This is a genomic window from Microbacterium sp. NPDC058345, from assembly GCF_042723855.1.
Classification (GTDB): domain Bacteria; phylum Actinomycetota; class Actinomycetes; order Actinomycetales; family Microbacteriaceae; genus Microbacterium.
On sequence record NZ_JBHXIG010000002.1, the window covers coordinates 523,798 to 541,562 of the forward strand.

Below are 17,765 nucleotides of genomic sequence, written 5' to 3' on the forward strand. Positions count from 1 at the left end.
GGCGGATGATGCGGTGGGGCGTGTATCTGCTCGTGGCGATCGGCTTCGCGGTCGCCTGCGCGTTCCTGTCGGATTGGCAGTTCGACCGGAACGAGCAGCGCGCGACGCAGATCGAACTGGTGGAGCGGAACTACGACGCGGAGCCCGTCCCCGTCGCCGAGCTGATCGGCGCGGACGGTGCCCTCGATCCCGGTGACGAGTGGCGTCCGGTCGAGCTTCGCGGCGAATATCTCGCCGACGAGCAGATCCTGGTGCGCAACCGCCCGCACGGCGGCACGAGCGCTTTCGAGGTGCTGGTTCCGTTCCGCGATGAGAGCGGCCTGGTGCTCGCCGTCGACCGCGGCTGGGTTCCGCCCGGTGACGGCGATGCCCCGGATGCGGTGCCCGCTCCCCCGTCCGGCGAGGTGACGGTGGTCATGCGGCTGCGCTCCGGTGAGTCTCTTCCGCCTTCCGGCCGCGGTGCCCCGCCCGGACAGGTTCCCACCATCCACCTGCCGACGGTGGCGGACGCGGTGCAGCCGGACCTCGTCACCGGCGCCTACGGACAGCTGATCTCCGAGCGGCCCTCGGGTGAGAGCGGCCTGGGCGGGTTCAGCTCACCGACCGAGGATCCCGGCCCGCACCTGTCGTACGCGATCCAGTGGATCATCTTCGCGGTGATGGGCTTCGCCTTCATCGGCTACGTGATCCGCATCGAGATCGTCAAAGCGAAGGAGGACGCCGGCGAGCTGCCCGTGCGGGAGCGCCGCCGCCGCGACCGGGATGCCGCTGACGAGGACGCCCTGCTCGACACCGCGCAGCACTGAGTCCCCTGCGCCGCCGCCCGGTCTCATCGGCCGCCGCGGCCCGATACCGTGAGGGTGTGCATCCGACCGAGGCGACAGCGGCAACCCGACTGGCCGCCGTCTTCGCAGGCGCTGACCTCGGACTGCGACGCGGCGTCGTCGGCCTCGCGGCTGCCTCGGATCATTGGCGGCGCACGTTCGCGAAGGCGCATGAGGTGCTGAACGCCACGGCGCCGAACCCGGTGCTCGCCATCGAGCACATCGGATCGACGTCCGTTCCGGAACTGATCGCCAAACCCATCCTCGACATCGCGATCGGCGTCGCCTCAGGCACGGACCTGTCGACGCTGGACGACTGGCTGCTCGGGCTGGGCATGCTGTTGCGCGGCGACGGGAACGACGTCCGACCCGATCGGATGTACGGCTACGAACTCGAGCCGATGAACCGCCTTGCGAACGTGCACGTCATCGAACGGGATTCCGCGGACTGGCGACGGTACATCGCCTTTCGCGATCACCTGCGCAGGCATCCGTCCGATCGCGATGCGTACGGCGCCCTCAAGCGCCGGCTCGCCGCCGAGCATCCGGATGACCGCCTCGCCTACATCGAGGGCAAGGCGGCCTTCATCGTCGCCCGACGGGGAGACTGACGTCGACGACGGCGCACCCCCGAACGTGGTGCGGACGAGGACTCACGCCAGTTCGATGAGGTCCTGGTACTCCTTGCTCCAGATGTCCTCCACGCCGTCGGGCAGGATCAGCACACGCTCGGGGTTCAGCGATTCCACCGCGCCCGGGTCGTGCGAGACGAGCACCACGGCTCCCTCGTAGTGCGCGAGGGCACCGAGGATCTCTTCGCGTGAGGCGGGATCGAGGTTGTTCGTCGGCTCGTCGAGCAGCAGCATGTTCGCCGACGACACTACGAGCGTCGCGAGCGACAGACGGGTCTTCTCGCCGCCCGACAGCACGCCCGCGGGCTTGTGCACGTCGTCGCCGGTGAACAGGAACGAGCCGAGCACCTTTCGCGCCTCGGTCTCGTTGAGGTCGGGGGCGGCCGAGATCATGTTCTCGAGAACGGAACGCTGCACGTCGAGGTTCTCGTGCTCCTGCGCGTAGTACCCCACCTTCAGCCCGTGGCCGGGTTCGAGCTGGCCGGTATCGGGCTGATCGACGCCGGCCAGGAGACGCAGCAGGGTCGTCTTTCCTGCGCCGTTCAGGCCCAGGACGACGACCTTCGAACCACGATCGATGGCCAGGTCGACATCTGTGAAGATCTCCAGCGAACCGTACGACTTCGACAGCCCCGATGCCATCAGCGGAGTCTTGCCGCATGGCGCCGGCTTCGGGAAGCGCAGCTTCGCCACCCGGTCGACCTGGCGCACCTCGTCGAGACCCGAGAGCAGCTTCTCGGCGCGCGCGACCATCTGATGCGCCGCGGCGGCCTTCGACGCCTTCGCCCCGAACCGCGCGGCCTGCAGCTGCAGCTGGGTGGCCTTCTTCTCGGCGTTGGCGCGCTCCTTCTTGCGACGCTCCTCATCGGCCACCCGCTGGCGCAGGTAGTTCTTCCAGTTCATGTTGTAGATGTCGATGACCTGGCGGTTGGCATCGAGGTAGAAGACGCGATTGACCGTCTCGCCGACGAGCTCGACGTCGTGACTGATCACGATCAGCCCGCCCTTGTACCCCTTCAGGAACTCGCGCAGCCACACCACGCTGTCGGCGTCGAGGTGGTTGGTGGGCTCGTCGAGGATCATCGTGCCGGCATCCGAGAACAGGATGCGGGCGAGTTCGATGCGGCGGCGCTGACCACCGGAGAGCGTCTTCAGCGGCTGGTCGAGGATGCGGTCGGGCAGCGACAGGTTGTTGGCGATGGATGCCGCCTCGGCCTCGGCCGCGTAGCCGCCGAGCGCCTCGAACCGCTCGGTGAGACTGGCGAACTTCTTCATCGCCTTGGCGGCGATCGTCTCGTCGGTCGAGCCCATCTCCTCGGAGGCCCTCGCGATCCCCAGCTGCAGAGTGCCGAGGCCCCGCGCGTCGAGGATGCGGGTGCGGGCGAGCATCTCAGGATCTCCCGTGCGGGGGTCCTGCGGCAGATAGCCCAGCTCACCCGATCGCGTCACCTTGCCCTCGGAGGCCAGTACGTCACCGGCCAGCACCTTCGTCAACGTGGTCTTGCCGGCGCCGTTGCGCCCGACGAGCCCGATCTTGTCGCCGTCGGCGACGCGGAACGACACGTCCGACATGAGCACGCGCGCACCCACGCGTATCTCGAGTTCATGCACGGCAAGCACAGCAGATGTCCGTTCGTCAGGGGGTGAGCGGCCGAAGGGCCAGCCTCCCAGTATAGAAGTCGGAGCTGGACGGAGCCCCGCAGCGCGAATGCCCCTCTGAAGTATGACGCGGCCGATACTGCAGAGTGATGTGCTCGTGCACCGTGCTTCGTAGCGTCAAGACGTGGAGATCATCAACGAGCTCATCCTGCAGGCGACGGCCTCTCCCTGGCTGTACCTCGTCATGTTCGCCACGGCGGTCATCGACGGGTTCTTCCCTCCGATCCCCAGCGAGACCGTGCTCGTCGCAGCGGCCGCCGTCGCCGTCTCCACCGGGCAGGCGAACATCCTGCTGCTGTGCGGCGTCGCGGCCGCAGGGGCGATGCTCGGCGACAACGTCGCGTACGGGATCGGCCGCTGGGTGGGGACCACCCGGTTCGCCTGGACGAGGCGGCCCCGCGTGGCCGCCTCGTTCGCACGAGCACAGGGCGCACTCGACCGCAGTGGCGCGCCGCTCATCCTCGGCGCACGGTACATTCCCGTCGGGCGGGTCGCGGTCAACATGTCCGCCGGGGCACTCGGCTACCCCTGGCGCCGCTTCCTGCCGCTGAGTGCCGTCGCCGGTGTCACCTGGGCGCTCTACAGCGCCGGGATCGGGATCCTCGCCGGCCACTGGCTCGCCGACCAGCCGCTGCTCAGCGCCGTGTTCGGCGTCGCCGTCGCACTCGTCCTCGGGTTCGCGATCGACCGCGCGGCCGCCATCGCGCGGCGCAGGCGTGCCCGCCGAGACGTCACGACCGCGCCGGCGCGCAGCGAGGCGGACGAGACCCCACGCGTCCCGGTGGCAGGATGACTCCCATGGGCGTGGAGCGGAGACGGCGTGGTCCGTCCCGCCGTCTCCGTCTGTGGCCACGCGATCGCGGCACGGCGCTGATCGTCGTTCTGGCCGCGGTCGCCGTCGCGCTCTACGCCGTCGTCGTCCCCGTGCACGCGGCGGCCTATGGCAGCCCCGTGGGCACCACCATGGCGCTGGCTCTCGGCGCCGTGGCCGCTCCCCTGGTCTCCCTGCGGCATCCGAACATCGCGATCGCCCTGTTCACCGCGTCGGCCGTGCTCCTGCCCCTCATGGTCGACCGTCACGCCGCCGCCGGCGCCCCATGGCCGTGGTCGGTTCCGATGCTCATCGCCTTCGGCGTCGCCGTGATCGCCATCACGTTCCGGCACGGCTGGCGACCCGGACTGATCCAGCTCGGCCTCGGCACGGCGGCCGGGGTCACCGTCGCGGTCATGCTGCCCGCCATACCCGCCGGCACCTCGATCATCGTGACGACCTCGGTCGTGTCGGGCGTGTACCTCGTCGCCGTGCTCCTCGCCGGGCGGCTGCGTCTGGGCGCGGAGCTCACCCGAGAGCGTGCGCACACCGCTCAGGAGCAGTCCAGGCGGGAACTCGTGGAGGAGCGCACACGCATCGCACGGGAGCTGCACGACGTCGTTGCTCACAGCATGTCGCTGATCCAGGTGCAGGCGTCCACGGCGCGCTATCGTGTGCCCGATCTTCCTCCGGAGGCGGCGTCCGAGTTCGACGACATCGCGGCATCCGCCCGCTCCGCGCTGACCGAGATGCGTCGGATCCTCGGGGTGCTGCGCACCGAGGACCACACCGCCGAGCTCGCGCCTCAGCGCGGGATCGACGACATCTCCTCGCTGGTGGAGACCACGCGTCGTGCGGGGGCGACGGTCTCGCTCCGTCAGTCCGTCGAAGACGAGGTCTCCGCGTCGACGCAGCTGGCCGCCTACCGCATCACGCAGGAGGCGCTGAGCAATGCGGTACGGCATGCCCCCGGTTCGCCGATCTCGATCTCGCTGACCGGCGACGCCGACGACATCGCGGTCGTGATCCGCAATCCGCACTCCGGCGACGCGCCCCCCGCGTCGGGTGGCCATGGCATGCGCGGCATGACGGAGCGCGCCGCGCTGCTCGGCGGCACGGTGACGGCGGGTCCCGACGGCAACGGCACCTGGGTCGTCGACGCCCGGATGCCGCGGCACCCCGCTGTCCCCTTCTCGGAAGGATCCCCGTGACGATCGACGTGCTCATCGCCGACGACCAGGCCATGGTCAGGGCCGGTTTCGCCGCACTGCTGGACGCGCATGACGGCATCCGCGTCACAGGACAGGCGGCGAACGGCGCGGAGGCCGTCACCCTGTCGGCGCGACTGGACCCCGACGTCATCCTGATGGACGTGCGGATGCCGGAGCTCGACGGCATCGAGGCGACGCGCCGGATCCTCGGGCCGTCGTACCCGGCGGCGAAGGTGCCGCGGATCCTCATGCTGACGACTTTCGACATCGACGACTACGTGTACGACGCCCTGCAGGCCGGGGCCAGCGGGTTCCTGCTGAAGGATGCGCTGCCCGACGAGCTGGTGCACGCGGTGCGCGTCGTCGCGTCCGGCGACGCCCTGCTGGCGCCGAGCGTGACGCGCCGAATGATCGAGCACTTCTCGTCTCGACGGCCACGTACCCCGCGCGCCGCCGGCGCACTGAGCGAGCTCACCGAACGCGAGCGCGAGGTGCTCACGCTGATCGGGCGCGGACGATCGAACGCCGAGATCGGCACCGAGCTGTTCATCGCCGAGCAGACCGTGAAGACGCATGTCGGCAAGGTGTTCGCGAAGCTCGGCCTGCGCGATCGCGTGCAGGCGGTCATCCTGGCCTACGACGCCGGGCTCGTGGAGCCGGCCGGCTGACCCGCTCACGCCGCTGCACGCAGGACGGCACCAGGGTATGAGGGACATCGACCCCCTGGTGTGATGCCCGCAGGACCGACGGATCCATAGCCTCCGGGAAACGAACTCAGGAGGCCTCATGACCACCCTCACTCCGGCCCGCGACCGCGCGGTCGATCTCGTCCGCGCGCTGTGCATCGCCGGCGTCGTCATCCTGCATGCGCTGATGGTGGGCGTCACGATAGGCCCCGACGGCCCGGTGTTCGCCAACGCCGGCGAGACGGGCACCTGGCTCGTCCCGGTGAGCTGGGTGCTGCAGGTGATGCCGCTGTTCTTCGTGATCGGCGGGTTCTCAGGGCTGACGGCGCTGCGGGCAGCGCGGCGACGCGGCGAGAACGGTGCGGACTTCGCGGCGGCGCGCGTGCGTCGCCTGCTGCTTCCCGCGGTGGCGGCGGTCGGCAGTGCAGGGGTTCTCCTGGCCGTCCTCGGCGATGCGGGGCTCGATCCCCAGATCATCGGGATCGCGGCTCACCGATTCGGGCAGCCCCTGTGGTTCCTCGGGGTGTTCCTGCTCTGCCAGACGCTGCTGCCGGTCATGGTGCGCCTGCACGAGCGCGCACCAGTGCACACGGTCGCGGCCCTCGCGGGCATCGCCCTGACGGTCGAAGTCGTGCGTGCCGTCACGGGGACGGCCGGTATCGGGTTCCTGAATCTCCTGTTCGTCTGGCTCGCGATGCAGCAGCTCGGGTTCCTGCTCGCGGACGGGTGGATCGATCGCCTCTCCCGCCGGACGCGTCTGGCCGCCGCGGCAGCATCCCTCGGACTGCTGGGGGCCTCGTTCGCGCTCGGGTTCCACTCCCCCGATCTGATCGCGAACATCAATCCTCCGACCACCGCGCTGATCCTGGTGGGCGTGGTGCACACCTGTGCGTTCTCACTGCTTCGCGGGCGCCTCAGGGACGCCGCAGCGCGCCGGGTGCCCGCGTTGTTCACGCGTTTCGTCACTGCGCGGGCGATGACCATCTACCTCTGGCACATGCCCGTGCTGCTGACGCTCGCGGGGCTGTCGGCGCTCGTGGCGATGGGCACCGGCATGGTGCTGCCCGCGCCGGCATCCCCCGAGTGGTGGCTCACCCGTCCCCTCTGGGTGATCGTCGCTCTCGCGGCGACGGCGCTGCTCTCCGTGCCGCTGGCGCGGCTCGAGTCCCTCCGATCCCCCGCGGCCGTCGTCACCGGCGGCGCGGTGGCAGCGGCATCGACCGCCGGCATCGCGGGTGTGGTGCTTCTGCTGGTGGTCGGCACCTCGCCCACCACCGCAATCGTCGCGGTCTCGGCCTGGCTGTTCGCACTGCGCATCGTGACACCTGCGGCGCGTCCGGTGGCGCTCGCCGCGCCCGGGGTGCCGCCGACCCCCGTTCAGCCGAGATACAGCGCGTGATGCGCTCGCGCGTCAGTGTGCGACTCCCCGCGCCACCAGGGCGTCGCCGACATCATCGGCGTGGCGCATCGTGAGAACCAGCAGGGGCAGCGCCGCGCGCGCCCCGATCCGTGCGCCTCTGGCCCGCTGGGCGTCTCGCACCTGATCCGCGAACCCGGCGATGACCGGAATCATCGCGATCGTGAGCGAGACGGTGAGTGCCACCGGCGCCGGGTCGATCCGCAGCCTGCGCAGCGGCGCGAGGAGGCGACAGAGCACGTCCAGGATGGCTCCCATGCGCGTGGTCGCGGTCACCGCACCCGCGAGCAGCAGCAGCGTCACCACCCTCCCCGTGCTCGTCATCGCCTGCGCCGGGGAGGTGAACAGCCACAGCGCGCCGCCGAGCACGACGATCAGCCAGCGCAGGCGCCACCATGTCTGCAGAAGTGCCGCCGGCGGCAGACCGCTGAACGGATACAGCGCCGACGCGGCGACGACGGCCGACACGGTGCCCGCGACGCCGAGCGGGACCAGTGACAGCGCCAGTGCACAGACGGCAAGCGCCGCGAGCTTCGTTCCCGCCCGCATCCGATGGAGGATGCCGGCGCCGGGCCGGTAGAGCGAGATCACGCGCAGCTCCTCCGATATTCCTCGATGACGGATGCGGGGTCGCCGGCCACGCGCACCGTGCCGTCCTCGAACAGCACCACCTCATCGCACCGGCCCGCGAGCTCGAGGTCGTGCGTGACGATCACCAGGGCCGCGTCGAGGGCGAGCAGCAGATCGCCGATGCGGCGGGAGTTGCGCAGATCGAGGAGCGTCGTCGGCTCATCTGCGACGACCAGCGCCGGTTCTGTGGCGAGCACGGCCGCGATGGCCAGCAACTGCCTCTGCCCGCCGGAGAGCGCCGCGACCGGCACGTCGGCGTGGTCGGCGAGCCCGTACTGCGGAAGCAGCGTTCGCACCTGCTCGGCGCGCGCCGCACGGGGCAGATCCCGCAGCGAGAGGGCGAGATCCTCGGCCGGGGTCGGCATGAGGATCTGCGCCTCGGGGTTGGTGAACACGAATCCGACCCGACGGCGCAGCGCGGCGGCGTCCCTCCGCGGGTCGAGTCCGTGCACTCGGATGCTGCCCGACGTGGCAAGCCGCAGCCCGTTCAGCAGCCGTGCGAACGTCGATTTCCCCGAGCCGTTGGCACCGATGACGGCGGTGCGCCGCGCGCTCAGCTCGAGGCTGACGTCGTGCAGCAGCACGGCGCCGTCCACCTCGACCCCGACCCGGTCGAGCACGATGGCGGCGTCGGCCGTCGTCGCCTCGGCGCGCGGCGCCCGCTCAGCTCGCGTACGACGCATGGGAACGGCCGGGGAAGGCTCGCGGGTAGGCCCGCCGCAGCGCCACCGCCAGCATGGTCGCCGCGGCCGCCTTCAGGAGATCGCCGGGCAGGAACATCGCGCTCGACAGCGCGGTGGGCCCGATCGGCACTCCCGTGACGAGGGCCTGGACCGGGATGCCGAAGAGGTAGACGACGACGATCCCGCCGACGAGGGCACCGAGTGCCGCCCGCCACCAGGCGAAGACGCGGTGGTGCGCGATCACGCCCACCACGATCGAACCGGCGATCCAGCCCACCAGGTACCCGGTGGTCGGCCCCAGGAACACCCCGAGACCTCCCCGGCCGCCGGCGAGCACCGGCAGGCCGACGGCGGCCAGGGCGAGCACCACCAGCACGGCCAGCGGGGCGCGGCGAGGGCCCAGCACGAGCCCGGCGAGCATGACCCCCAGCGTCTGCGCGGTGACGGGCACTCCGGAGGGCATCGGGATCGTCACCGTGCCGAGCACGACGATCAGCGCGGCGAAGACCGCGATCCTGGCCAGATCGGCGCCGAGGGGTCGAGTGGGTTCGGACATCGGGTTCCTTTCCGAGGTGCGGGATCTCCACACCTGAACACTGTTCACCTGAACGGTGTTCACTATACTGATTCCCATGTCGCCTGCACGTCATGATCGCCGAAGCATCATCGAGCGCGCGCTGCGGCTGCTCGACGAGGTCGGCCTGCCCGACCTTACGATGCGCCGGCTCGCGACCGAACTCGACGTGCAGCCGAGTGCGCTGTACTGGCACTTCCCGAACAAGCAGCAGCTACTCGCGGCGGTCGCCGACCGCATCCTCGAGGCGGTGCCGCAACCGGATGCTGCGGCACCCCTGCCCGACACGGCCCGCGCGATCCGCGATGCGCTGCTCGCCTACCGCGACGGAGCGGAGGTGGTGATGAGCACCTATGCCCTGCGCCTCGGCGCACGAAGGGCGCAGGACGCGCTGACCGCGTCGCTCGGAGATGACGCCGGTGACGCGCTCGCGGATGCCGCCTTCGAGTTCATCCTGGGCCACAGCGCGCTGCTGCAGCAGCGCATGCACGCGCAGAGCATCGGAGCCGTGGAGCCGGACGCGGCGGACCCGGCGCATCGAGCCGACCTGGTGTTCGACGCCGGCGTGCGCAGCTTCGCCGCGCTCAGCGCCGCCCGTCGCCCATCTTGAGCCCGGGCAGCAGCGACACCAGCAGGATCGCCGCGGCGATCAGATAGACGGTGAGGTAGCCGGAGCCGCCGATCGGCAGCAGCACGAAGCCGAGACCGGCGAGGGCGATCATCACCGCGGAGCCCGTCGAGTCCGAGATCGACAGAGCGGCGGAGTTGAAGCCCTCGTTCGCCGTCGTCGAGTAGGCCAGCGTCAGCACCGTGAGGCGCGGATAGATCAGCCCCATCCCCGCTCCGGCCAGTCCCCAGCCGACGACGGCCACCCACGGCGCCGTGCCGGCGATCACGACGAACAGGATCGCCGCGACCGCCAGCAGCATGAGCGGGACGCCGATCACGACGATCCGGGTGCTGCCGAGCCGCTCACCGTAGCGGCCCTGCACGGCGGATGCGCTCGACCAACCGAGCGCCGCCAGGGTGAGAGCGAGACCGGCGATCGTCGGCGAGAAATCGAAGCGGTCCATCAGCAGCTTCGGCACATACGCCTCGGCGGCGAAGAACGCACCGGCGGCGAGCCCCCGCATCAGCACCGTGCTCGGCAGTCCGGCCGACGCGCGCAGCGTGCCGCGCGGCAACAGCGGCAGGATCGCGACCCCGATGACGATGATCGACGCCAGCGCGATCGGCGCACCGAACGCGGGCGGAGCGTCGGCGGAGAGGCCGACGGCGACGGCGGAGACGGCGACGACGATGGCGAGCAGCATCCGGGTCACGATCCCGCCGCGCCGCCCGGCGGATCCGGGTTGCGCCCGGCCGGCCGGCGGATCGACCGGCTCGTCGGCATCCTTCGCCAACGAGACGCCGCGCAGTCGCGCCGCCACGAGCGCGAACGCGGCCGCCGTCAGCACCGCGACGCCGAGGAATGCCCAGCGCCAGTGCAGGAACTCCGCCACAGCCCCGGCGAGGAACGGCCCGATCATCGAGGGCACCACCCATGCGGCCGCGTACGCGGCGAAGATCCTGCCGTGCAGGTGGGACGGATACACCCGGGCGACGACGACATACACCGCCACGGTCTGTCCACCGGCGCCGAGCCCCTGGATCAGCCGGCCGACGATGAAGGTGTACATGTCGAGCGCGAATCCGGACACCAGGAGTCCCACGGCGAACAACAGCACCGCCGCGTACAGCGGGGCACGCGGCCCGGACCGATCGCTCCAGGCACCCGCGCCGACCATGCCGATGACGCCGGTCGCGAGCGTCGCGGAGAACGCCACCGCGAACAGCGCGTCGCCGTGCAGATCGGTGCTGACGACGGGCATCACGGTGGTGACGGCGAGAGCCTCGATCGCCGCGAGGAAGATCAGCGCGACGGTGCCGACGGTGATGCCGAGCCTGGTGCGGTCCCAGATGCTCGCCGCTGTCGTGCCGCTCACTCCGACGCCGCGTCCGACGCGGCCCGCACTCGTCCGATGCGCTCGAAGGCCTCGGTGAGGATCTCCGGACTGGTGCCGAAGTTCACGCGCACATGTCCCGCTCCCTCCGCGCCGAAGGCCGGCCCGAAGTGCAGGGCGACCTTCGCCTCGCGCAGGATGCGCTTCGCGGGGTTCGGGCCCCAGCCCAGCTCGGTCAGATCGACCCAGGCGAGGTAGCCGGCATCCGGCATCCGGTACCGCGCCTCTGGCAGATGCTCGGCGAGCAGGTCCGCGAGCAGTCGCCGGTTCTCATCGAGCGCCGCGAGCAGGCCGTCCAGCCACTCGTCGCTCTCGGGCACGAAGGCCGCCACGGCAGCGAGCATCCCGAACTGCCCCGTGCGCCATTCGACCTCGACCGGAAGCGCGCGCAGCAGCGCCGCGTTGGCGTCGGACGCGGCCACCATCAGCGCGCACTTGAGTCCGGCGAGATTGAACGCCTTGCTCGCGCTGACGATCGCGAAGCCGACACGCTCGGCGGCCTCGCCGCAGGCGAGGAAGGGGGTGAAGCGCACGCCGGGCTGCGTCAGCGGGGCGTGGATCTCGTCGGAGACCACCGCGGCGTCGTACTGCTCGGCGAGGCGCGCCAGTGCGTCCAGGCTCTGCGCGGAGTGCACGGTGCCGGTGGGGTTGTGCGGATTGCACAGCAGCACCGCCCGGGCGCCCTCCGCCAGCGCCTGCTCGATGCCGTCCAGATCGAGCTCCCAGCCGTCGCCGGTGTCACGCAGCGGCACCCGCTCGACGACACCGCCCGCCTCATCGACGAGGTCGAAGAACGGCGGATAGATCGGCGGGTTCACGATGACCCGCTCCCCCGGCTGGATGACCCGGCGCAGGATCTCGACGATGCCCATACTCACGTCGGCCGTCGAGCGCATCCGGGCGGCATCCGGATGCCAGCAGAAGCGACGCTGCGCGAAGCCGGCGTATGCGGCGGCCAGCGGGGTGCGCGAGGCGACGTATCCGGTGTCGCCGATCCGCACCGCCTGCTCGAGCGCGCGCGTGATCGCCGGTGCCAGCGGGAAGTCCATCTCGGCGACGAACAGCGGAAGAACGTCCTCCGGGTACTCGCGCCACTTCTCACTGCTGCGCTCGCGGAGCTGCGCGAGACTCAGAGCCCTGACCTGCATCGTCATACGCTCAGCCTACGCGCGCGAAGGCGGTCGCCCCTCGGGGAGCGACCGCCTTCCGGAAGTGCGTGTGAAGGGGATCAGATCGCGAAGCCGAGCGCGCGCATCATGTCACGCCCGTCGTCGGTGATCCGCTCCGGGCCCCACGGCGGCATCCACACCCAGTTGATGCGGAACCGCTCCACGACGTCGTCGAGTGCCTGCGCGGTCTGCTCCTCGAGCACATCGGTGAGCGGGCAGCCGGCGCTGGTCAGCGTCATGTGGATGACCAGGGCGTCGTTCTCGTCGTCCCAGGCGAGATCGTAGATCAGGCCGAGGTCGACGACGTTGATCCCGAGCTCAGGATCCATGACGTCCTTGAGAGCCTCGGTGACCTCGTCGTACTTCTCCTCGGTCAGCGTTGCGGTCATGACACCAGCCTACGCTTCGACGGGCGCGCCGGGGTCGAGGAACCGGTCGTAGCCCTCGTCCTCCAGGCGGTCTGCCAGCTCGGGGCCGCCCTCCTCGACGATCTTCCCCGCGACGACGACGTGCACGTAGTCGGGGCGGATGTAGCGCAGGATGCGGGTGTAGTGCGTGATCAGCAGCACGCCGAGGTTCGTGGACTCCTTGGCACGGTTGACGCCCTCGGACACGATCTTCAGCGCGTCGACGTCGAGACCCGAGTCGGTCTCGTCGAGCACGGCGAGCTTGGGCTGCAGCACCTCGAGCTGCAGGATCTCGTGACGCTTCTTCTCACCGCCGGAGAAGCCCTCGTTGACGTTGCGCTGCGCGAACTTGGGGTCCATGCGCAGGTTGGCCATGGCGCCCTTGACGTCCTTGGTCCACTGACGGATCGAGGGCGCCTCGCCGTCGAGAGCGGTCTTCGCGGTGCGCAGGAAGTTCGTCACGGTGACGCCCGGGATCTCGACCGGGTACTGCATGGCGAGGAAGAGGCCGGCGCGGGCGCGCTCGTCCACGCTCATCGCCAGCACGTCCTCACCGTCGAAGGTGATGGAGCCCTGGGTGACGGTGTACTTCGGGTGGCCGGCGATGGTGTACGCCAGGGTCGACTTGCCGGAGCCGTTCGGGCCCATGATGGCGTGCGTCTCACCGGTGCGGATGGTCAGGTCGATGCCGTTGAGGATCGGCGTGGTGCCCTCATCGGTCTCGACCGTCACGTGCAGATCGCGGATCTCGAGAACAGACATTCAGACTTCCTTCGTGACAGTGGGGTCGATGAGCACGTCGTCGCCGTCGATCTCGACGGCGTAGACGGGGACGGGCTCGTAAGCGGGGAGGTTCAGGGGCTTGCCGGTGCAGAGCGAGAACGCCGAGCCGTGCGCCCAGCACTCCAGCATCTTGCCCTCGACGAAACCCTCGGACAGCGAGATGTCGCCGTGGGTGCAGGTGTCGCCGATCGCGTGGATCTCTCCGTCGGAGTCCTTCACGATCGCCATGGGGACGCCGTCGAGCTCGACCCGCAGGGGCGTGTCCTGCTCGAGCTCGGCGACGCCGCAGGCGCGCTGCGCGCTCACGCGTCCACCTGCGCGAGCTCGGCTTCGATGGCGATCAGCAGCTCCTCCTGCAGGGAGGGGATGCCGATGCGCTGCACGATGTCGGTGAGGAAGCCGAGCACGACGAGGCGGCGCGCCTCGTCCTCGCTGATTCCGCGGGCCTGCAGGTAGAACAGCTGCTCGTCGTCGAAACGACCCGTGGCGCTGGCGTGACCCGCACCGACGATGTCGCCGGTCTGGATCTCGAGGTTCGGGATCGAGTCGGCGCGCGCGCCCTCGGTGAGCACCAGGTTGCGGTTCGCCTCGTAGGAGTCGGTGCCGGTGGCGCCCGGCCCTATCAGCACGTCGCCGATCCACACGCTGTGTGCGCTCGCGCCCTGCAGCGCACCCTTGTAGAGCACGTCTCCGACGGTGTGGGCGCCCTTGTGGTGCAGGTACACCTGGCTCTCCAGATGCTGCCCCGCGTCAGCGTAGCTGAGGCCGTACATGCGCCCTTCGGACCCCGCTCCGGCGAGCTCCAGGGTCGGGTTCACCCGCACGACCCCGCCGCCGAAGCTGACGACGATGTGCGTGAGCTTCGCGTCGCGGTCGACGCGAGCCTGGTGGGCGGCGGCGTGGATCGCATCGTCCTGCCACTGCTGCACCGAGACGACGGTCAGCTGTGCGCCGTCGCGGACGATGATCTCGACGTTCTGCGCGTACTGGGCCGTACCGGCGTGACGCAGCACGACGGTGGCCGCACTGTGTCGTCCCGCCTCGATGACGAGGTGGCCGTCGGCGCGCCCGCCGTTGCCGTCGATCCGCACGACGACCGGCTCGGCGAGCTCCTCATCGTCCGGGATGCTGATGTGCAGCGCCTCGTCGGCGCCCTGCCAGGCCACCGCCGACACGACGTCCTCCGGACGGAAGAACTCACCGCGCGGCGCGGCGCCGTGCGCGAGCGCGGGCCGCACCACGGTGCTGTCGCTGACCGTGCAGCTCACGCCGTCGTTCGTGCCGGCGACCTCGAAGAGGGGCTTCAGCTGCGCGATCGGCGTGTGCTTCCAGTTGACCTCGCGACCGGTCGGAGCGCCGAAGTCGTCCGGGTCGAACGAGACGGGCCGCTCCGAGCGGGTCTGCACCGGGACGAACCCGGCGTCGGCGACCTGAGCCGCGGGGTCGATGTGCGCGTTCGTCTGCGACGCCTGCGCGGGCGCCTGGGTGGGGGCCGTCATCTCAGCCGACCGATCCTTCCATGCCCATCTCGATGAGCTTGTTCAGTTCCATCGCGTACTCCATCGGCAGCTCGCGTGCGATCGGCTCGATGAAGCCGCGCACGATCATGGCCATCGCCTCGTCCTCGGGCATACCGCGGGACTGCAGATAGAACAGCTGCTCCTCGCTGACCTTCGAGACGGTGGCCTCATGACCGAGCTGCACGTCGTCGACGCGGATGTCGATCGCGGGGTACGTGTCGGAGCGCGACTGGGTGTCGACCAGCAGCGCGTCGCAGCGGACGGTGTTGGCCGAGTGGTGCGCTGCAGCATCCACGCGCACCTCGCCGCGGTAGCCGGCGCGGCCGCCGCCGCGCGCGATCGACTTCGAGATGATCGACGACTGCGTGTAGGGCGCCATGTGGACCATCTTCGCGCCGGCATCCTGGTGCTGGCCGGGGCCCGCGAAGGCGACGGAGAGGGTCTCGCCCTTGGCGTGCTCGCCCATCAGGAAGATCGACGGGTACTTCATCGTCACCTTGGAGCCGATGTTTCCGTCGACCCATTCCATGGTGGCGCCCTCGTGCGCCACCGCGCGCTTGGTGACGAGGTTGTAGACGTTGTTCGACCAGTTCTGGATCGTCGTGTAGCGCACCCGGGCGTTCTTCTTCACGATGATCTCGACGACGGCCGAGTGCAGGGAGTCCGACTTGTAGATCGGGGCCGTGCAGCCCTCGATGTAGTGGACGTAGCTGTCCTCGTCGGCGATGATCAGGGTCCGCTCGAACTGACCCATGTTCTCGGTGTTGATGCGGAAGTACGCCTGCAGGGGGATCTCCACGTGCACGCCCTTGGGCACGTACACGAACGAGCCGCCCGACCAGACCGCGGTGTTCAGCGCGGCGAACTTGTTGTCACCGGCCGGGATCACGGTGCCGAAGTACTCCTCGAAGAACTCGGGGTGCTCGCGCAGCGCAGTGTCGGTGTCCATGAAGATGACACCCTGCGCCTCGAGGTCCTCGCGGATCTGGTGGTAGACGACCTCGGACTCGTACTGCGCGGTGACGCCGGCGACGAGGCGCTGACGCTCGGCCTCGGGGATGCCGAGTCGCTCGTAGGTCTCGCGGATCTCGGCCGGAAGGTCCTCCCAGGTCTGCGCCTGCTTCTCGGTGGACCGGACGAAGTACTTGATGTTGTCGAAGTCGATCTCGCTGAGGTCGGCACCCCAGGTCGGCATCGGCTTGCGGCCGAAGAGCGAGAGTCCCTTGAGGCGGGTCTTGAGCATCCATTCGGGCTCGTTCTTGAGCGCCGAGATTCCACGGACGACCTCTTCGGAGAGACCGCGTTTCGCGGTGGCGCCAGCGGCGTCCTCATCGTGCCATCCGAATTCGTACACCCCCAGACCATCCAGCTCCGGGCGATCGATCAGCACATCCGACATCACACACTCTCCTCACAGGTCCCAAAACGGTGTCATCCGCCCCGACACACCTGATCCCCGTCGAGTCTGCGGGAGCGGGTGCCGTTGGTGGGCCCTCATCATCGGCGCTCGCGTCGCGCCTAAACTGTCAGTGATGGACGCCGCGCGTCGCGCACCCATCCCGAACAATCCGATTCTACAGGTTCCACCTGATCAGCGGGCCGTGCCCGCTCGCCGACCCGCGAGCCCGGAGGCATCATGACTGAAACCCTCGCACACCGCACCGACGAGCGCTCGACGCGGCGCCGGAGCGGCGACGCCGTCGCCGGGCTGCCCGGTGCGCGCAGCGCGCTGCGGGTGTTCGCCTGGCTGTCGTTCCTCGCCGAGGTCATCATCATCGGCACCGGCGGAGCCGTGCGCCTGACGGACTCCGGCCTCGGATGCACGGAATGGCCGTTGTGCACCCCGGAATCGCTCGTGCCGCTGCCCGAACAGGGCATCCACGGCATCATCGAGTTCGGCAACCGCACGATGACCGGTGTGGTGGGGCTGATCGCGTTGGCGGTCGTGCTCTTCACCCTGCACGCCGTGAGCGGTCGCACCGCCGTCATGCGTGCGCTCGGGTTCGCGCTCGGCGGAGTGATCCTCGCCGTCCTGGTCTACATCGCGGCCTCCCTCCTGTCCCTTCCCGCCGCGGCGCTCATGTCGGGCGCACTGCTGCTCGCCGTGCTCGCCGGGGCGGTCGACTCGCTTCGCCGGCCCATGGTGCGCCGCGACCTGGCAGTGCTCGCCTGGATCGTGCTGGCCGGTGTCATGGCGCAGGCCGTCGTCGGCGGTTTCGCGGTGCTGAGCCAGCTGCATCCGTTCATCGTGGGCTTCCACTACACGGTTTCGCTGCTGCTGGTCTGCGTGACCGCCGCCTATCTCGTGCGTCTCGGCGTCGCTCCCGGCCCGCGCACGCGCTCGGTGCCGCTCTGGTTCGCGATCACGACCCACGTCACCGGACTCGCCCTCGCGGCGACGATCCTCTTCGGAGTGCTGACCACCGCCTCCGGCCCGCACTCGGGAGACCTCGCGGTGGTCCGCGACGGCTTCGATGCGACGGTGCTCGCACACGTGCACTCCTGGCCGGGTTACATCCTCGGCGCGCTCGTCGCCGTCCTCGCCGCCTCGGCGGGGGCGCTGCGGCTGCCGCTGAGGCGGTGGCTGCTCGTGCTCATCCTCGCGATCCTCGTGCAGATCGGCGTGGGCGTGTGGCAGGCCCGCGAGGGGCTGCCGCAGATCCTCGTCGGCATCCACATGGTGCTCGCCTCGCTGTCGGCCGCCGCGTACACGGTCGTGGTGCTGAAGCTCAAGCGACCCGTCGACGCCTGAACTC

General features: G+C 70.0%; 19 protein-coding genes. 8 read left to right on the forward strand and 11 right to left on the reverse strand.

The window, feature by feature from the left end:
- Positions 1-5 precede the first annotated feature (5 nt).
- Both ACFWH5_RS10185 and ACFWH5_RS10190 read left to right on the forward strand, forming a co-directional pair.
- Complete coding sequence (locus ACFWH5_RS10185) at positions 6-806, forward strand: SURF1 family protein (RefSeq protein WP_378834395.1); 801 nt, start codon at positions 6-8, stop codon at positions 804-806.
- Positions 807-862: 56 nt separating this feature from the next.
- Entirely contained in the window at positions 863-1,435 is a 573-nt protein-coding gene (locus ACFWH5_RS10190) for a GrpB family protein (RefSeq protein WP_378834396.1), read from the forward strand.
- A 42-nt stretch (positions 1,436-1,477) separates the two neighbouring features.
- On the opposite strand, the gene abc-f is transcribed toward ACFWH5_RS10190, so the two are convergent.
- Positions 1,478-3,076, reverse strand: a complete 1,599-nt coding sequence (abc-f, locus tag ACFWH5_RS10195; protein WP_378834398.1) for a ribosomal protection-like ABC-F family protein — start codon at positions 3,074-3,076, stop codon at positions 1,478-1,480.
- Between the two features lie 163 nt (positions 3,077-3,239).
- Here abc-f and ACFWH5_RS10200 point away from each other — a divergent pair, with 163 nt between their 5' ends.
- The 4 genes from ACFWH5_RS10200 (at position 3,240) to ACFWH5_RS10215 (ending at position 7,222) form a co-directional block, all read left to right on the forward strand.
- Positions 3,240-3,908: a DedA family protein gene (locus ACFWH5_RS10200; RefSeq protein ID WP_378834399.1), complete on the forward strand. Its 669-nt coding sequence runs from the start codon at positions 3,240-3,242 to the stop codon at positions 3,906-3,908.
- 5 nt (positions 3,909-3,913) lie between these two features.
- Positions 3,914-5,137 carry a sensor histidine kinase gene (locus ACFWH5_RS10205; protein WP_378834401.1) on the forward strand — a complete coding sequence of 408 codons (1,224 nt, stop codon included), beginning with the start codon at positions 3,914-3,916 and terminating at the stop codon, positions 5,135-5,137.
- The gene (locus ACFWH5_RS10210; protein ID WP_378834402.1) at positions 5,134-5,805 is read left to right on the forward strand and encodes a response regulator; all 672 of its coding nucleotides are present in this window, start codon (positions 5,134-5,136) and stop codon (positions 5,803-5,805) included. Before ACFWH5_RS10205 ends, ACFWH5_RS10210 begins: the two co-directional genes overlap by 4 nt.
- Before the next feature lie 118 nt (positions 5,806-5,923).
- A complete protein-coding gene (locus ACFWH5_RS10215) occupies positions 5,924-7,222 on the forward strand; it encodes an acyltransferase (RefSeq protein ID WP_378834403.1) in 1,299 nt (432 codons plus the stop codon).
- 12 nt (positions 7,223-7,234) lie between these two features.
- Here ACFWH5_RS10215 and ACFWH5_RS10220 read toward each other — a convergent pair whose 3' ends face one another.
- Genes ACFWH5_RS10220 through ACFWH5_RS10230 form a run of 3 tightly spaced genes read right to left on the reverse strand, consistent with a single transcriptional unit; the run spans position 7,235 to position 9,109 of the window.
- Positions 7,235-7,831, reverse strand: coding sequence for a CbiQ family ECF transporter T component (locus ACFWH5_RS10220; protein ID WP_378834405.1), 597 nt, complete (start codon positions 7,829-7,831; stop codon positions 7,235-7,237).
- Complete coding sequence (locus tag ACFWH5_RS10225; protein WP_378834406.1) at positions 7,828-8,553, reverse strand: energy-coupling factor ABC transporter ATP-binding protein; 726 nt, start codon at positions 8,551-8,553, stop codon at positions 7,828-7,830. The genes ACFWH5_RS10220 and ACFWH5_RS10225 overlap by 4 nt, the downstream gene beginning before the upstream one ends.
- A complete protein-coding gene (locus tag ACFWH5_RS10230) occupies positions 8,534-9,109 on the reverse strand; it encodes a biotin transporter BioY (protein ID WP_378834408.1) in 576 nt (191 codons plus the stop codon). Before ACFWH5_RS10230 ends, ACFWH5_RS10225 begins: the two co-directional genes overlap by 20 nt.
- A 76-nt stretch (positions 9,110-9,185) precedes the next feature.
- Here ACFWH5_RS10230 and ACFWH5_RS10235 point away from each other — a divergent pair, with 76 nt between their 5' ends.
- Complete coding sequence (locus tag ACFWH5_RS10235) at positions 9,186-9,737, forward strand: TetR family transcriptional regulator (RefSeq protein ID WP_378834410.1); 552 nt, start codon at positions 9,186-9,188, stop codon at positions 9,735-9,737.
- On the opposite strand, the gene ACFWH5_RS10240 is transcribed toward ACFWH5_RS10235, so the two are convergent.
- From ACFWH5_RS10240 to sufB, 7 genes are all read right to left on the reverse strand, one after another.
- Positions 9,712-11,112, reverse strand: coding sequence for an MFS transporter (locus ACFWH5_RS10240; RefSeq protein WP_378834411.1), 1,401 nt, complete (start codon positions 11,110-11,112; stop codon positions 9,712-9,714). The two genes, ACFWH5_RS10235 and ACFWH5_RS10240, sit on opposite strands and share 26 nt — an antisense overlap.
- Positions 11,109-12,278, reverse strand: coding sequence for a MalY/PatB family protein (locus tag ACFWH5_RS10245; protein WP_378834807.1), 1,170 nt, complete (start codon positions 12,276-12,278; stop codon positions 11,109-11,111). Before ACFWH5_RS10245 ends, ACFWH5_RS10240 begins: the two co-directional genes overlap by 4 nt.
- Positions 12,279-12,358: 80 nt before the next feature.
- On the reverse strand, positions 12,359-12,688 hold the full coding sequence (locus ACFWH5_RS10250; RefSeq protein WP_378834413.1) for a metal-sulfur cluster assembly factor: 330 nt from the start codon (positions 12,686-12,688) through the stop codon (positions 12,359-12,361).
- A gap of 9 nt (positions 12,689-12,697) precedes the next feature.
- The gene (gene sufC, locus ACFWH5_RS10255; protein ID WP_378834415.1) at positions 12,698-13,468 is read right to left on the reverse strand and encodes a Fe-S cluster assembly ATPase SufC; all 771 of its coding nucleotides are present in this window, start codon (positions 13,466-13,468) and stop codon (positions 12,698-12,700) included.
- Positions 13,469-13,795, reverse strand: a complete 327-nt coding sequence (locus tag ACFWH5_RS10260; protein WP_378834416.1) for a non-heme iron oxygenase ferredoxin subunit — start codon at positions 13,793-13,795, stop codon at positions 13,469-13,471.
- Positions 13,792-14,988, reverse strand: a complete 1,197-nt coding sequence (sufD, locus tag ACFWH5_RS10265; protein ID WP_378834417.1) for a Fe-S cluster assembly protein SufD — start codon at positions 14,986-14,988, stop codon at positions 13,792-13,794. The genes ACFWH5_RS10260 and sufD overlap by 4 nt, the downstream gene beginning before the upstream one ends.
- A 1-nt stretch (position 14,989) precedes the next feature.
- Positions 14,990-16,408 carry a Fe-S cluster assembly protein SufB gene (gene sufB / locus ACFWH5_RS10270; protein WP_378834419.1) on the reverse strand — a complete coding sequence of 473 codons (1,419 nt, stop codon included), beginning with the start codon at positions 16,406-16,408 and terminating at the stop codon, positions 14,990-14,992.
- A 237-nt stretch (positions 16,409-16,645) separates the two neighbouring features.
- Between sufB and ACFWH5_RS10275 the strand changes: the two genes are divergently transcribed.
- Positions 16,646-17,761 (forward strand): heme A synthase, encoded by a 1,116-nt coding sequence (locus ACFWH5_RS10275; RefSeq protein ID WP_378834420.1) that lies wholly within the window; start codon positions 16,646-16,648, stop codon positions 17,759-17,761.
- Positions 17,762-17,765: the final 4 nt, after the last annotated feature.

What these genes read in the sequence shown, in the direction of transcription:
- ACFWH5_RS10215 (WP_378834403.1), top strand. Translation starts at nt 5,924, where the DNA reads ATGACCACCCTCACTCCGGCCCGCGACCGCGCGGTCGATCTCGTCCGC.
- ACFWH5_RS10235 (WP_378834410.1), top strand. Translation starts at nt 9,186, where the DNA reads ATGTCGCCTGCACGTCATGATCGCCGAAGCATCATCGAGCGCGCGCTG.
- ACFWH5_RS10275 (WP_378834420.1), top strand. Translation starts at nt 16,646, where the DNA reads ATGACTGAAACCCTCGCACACCGCACCGACGAGCGCTCGACGCGGCGC.
- sufB (WP_378834419.1), bottom strand. Translation starts at nt 16,408, where the DNA reads ATGTCGGATGTGCTGATCGATCGCCCGGAGCTGGATGGTCTGGGGGTG.
- sufC (WP_378834415.1), bottom strand. Translation starts at nt 13,468, where the DNA reads ATGTCTGTTCTCGAGATCCGCGATCTGCACGTGACGGTCGAGACCGAT.
- ACFWH5_RS10225 (WP_378834406.1), bottom strand. Translation starts at nt 8,553, where the DNA reads ATGCGTCGTACGCGAGCTGAGCGGGCGCCGCGCGCCGAGGCGACGACG.
- sufD (WP_378834417.1), bottom strand. Translation starts at nt 14,988, where the DNA reads ATGACGGCCCCCACCCAGGCGCCCGCGCAGGCGTCGCAGACGAACGCG.
- ACFWH5_RS10245 (WP_378834807.1), bottom strand. Translation starts at nt 12,278, where the DNA reads ATGCAGGTCAGGGCTCTGAGTCTCGCGCAGCTCCGCGAGCGCAGCAGT.
- ACFWH5_RS10185 (WP_378834395.1), top strand. Translation starts at nt 6, where the DNA reads ATGATGCGGTGGGGCGTGTATCTGCTCGTGGCGATCGGCTTCGCGGTC.
- ACFWH5_RS10230 (WP_378834408.1), bottom strand. Translation starts at nt 9,109, where the DNA reads ATGTCCGAACCCACTCGACCCCTCGGCGCCGATCTGGCCAGGATCGCG.
- ACFWH5_RS10250 (WP_378834413.1), bottom strand. Translation starts at nt 12,688, where the DNA reads ATGACCGCAACGCTGACCGAGGAGAAGTACGACGAGGTCACCGAGGCT.
- ACFWH5_RS10205 (WP_378834401.1), top strand. Translation starts at nt 3,914, where the DNA reads ATGGGCGTGGAGCGGAGACGGCGTGGTCCGTCCCGCCGTCTCCGTCTG.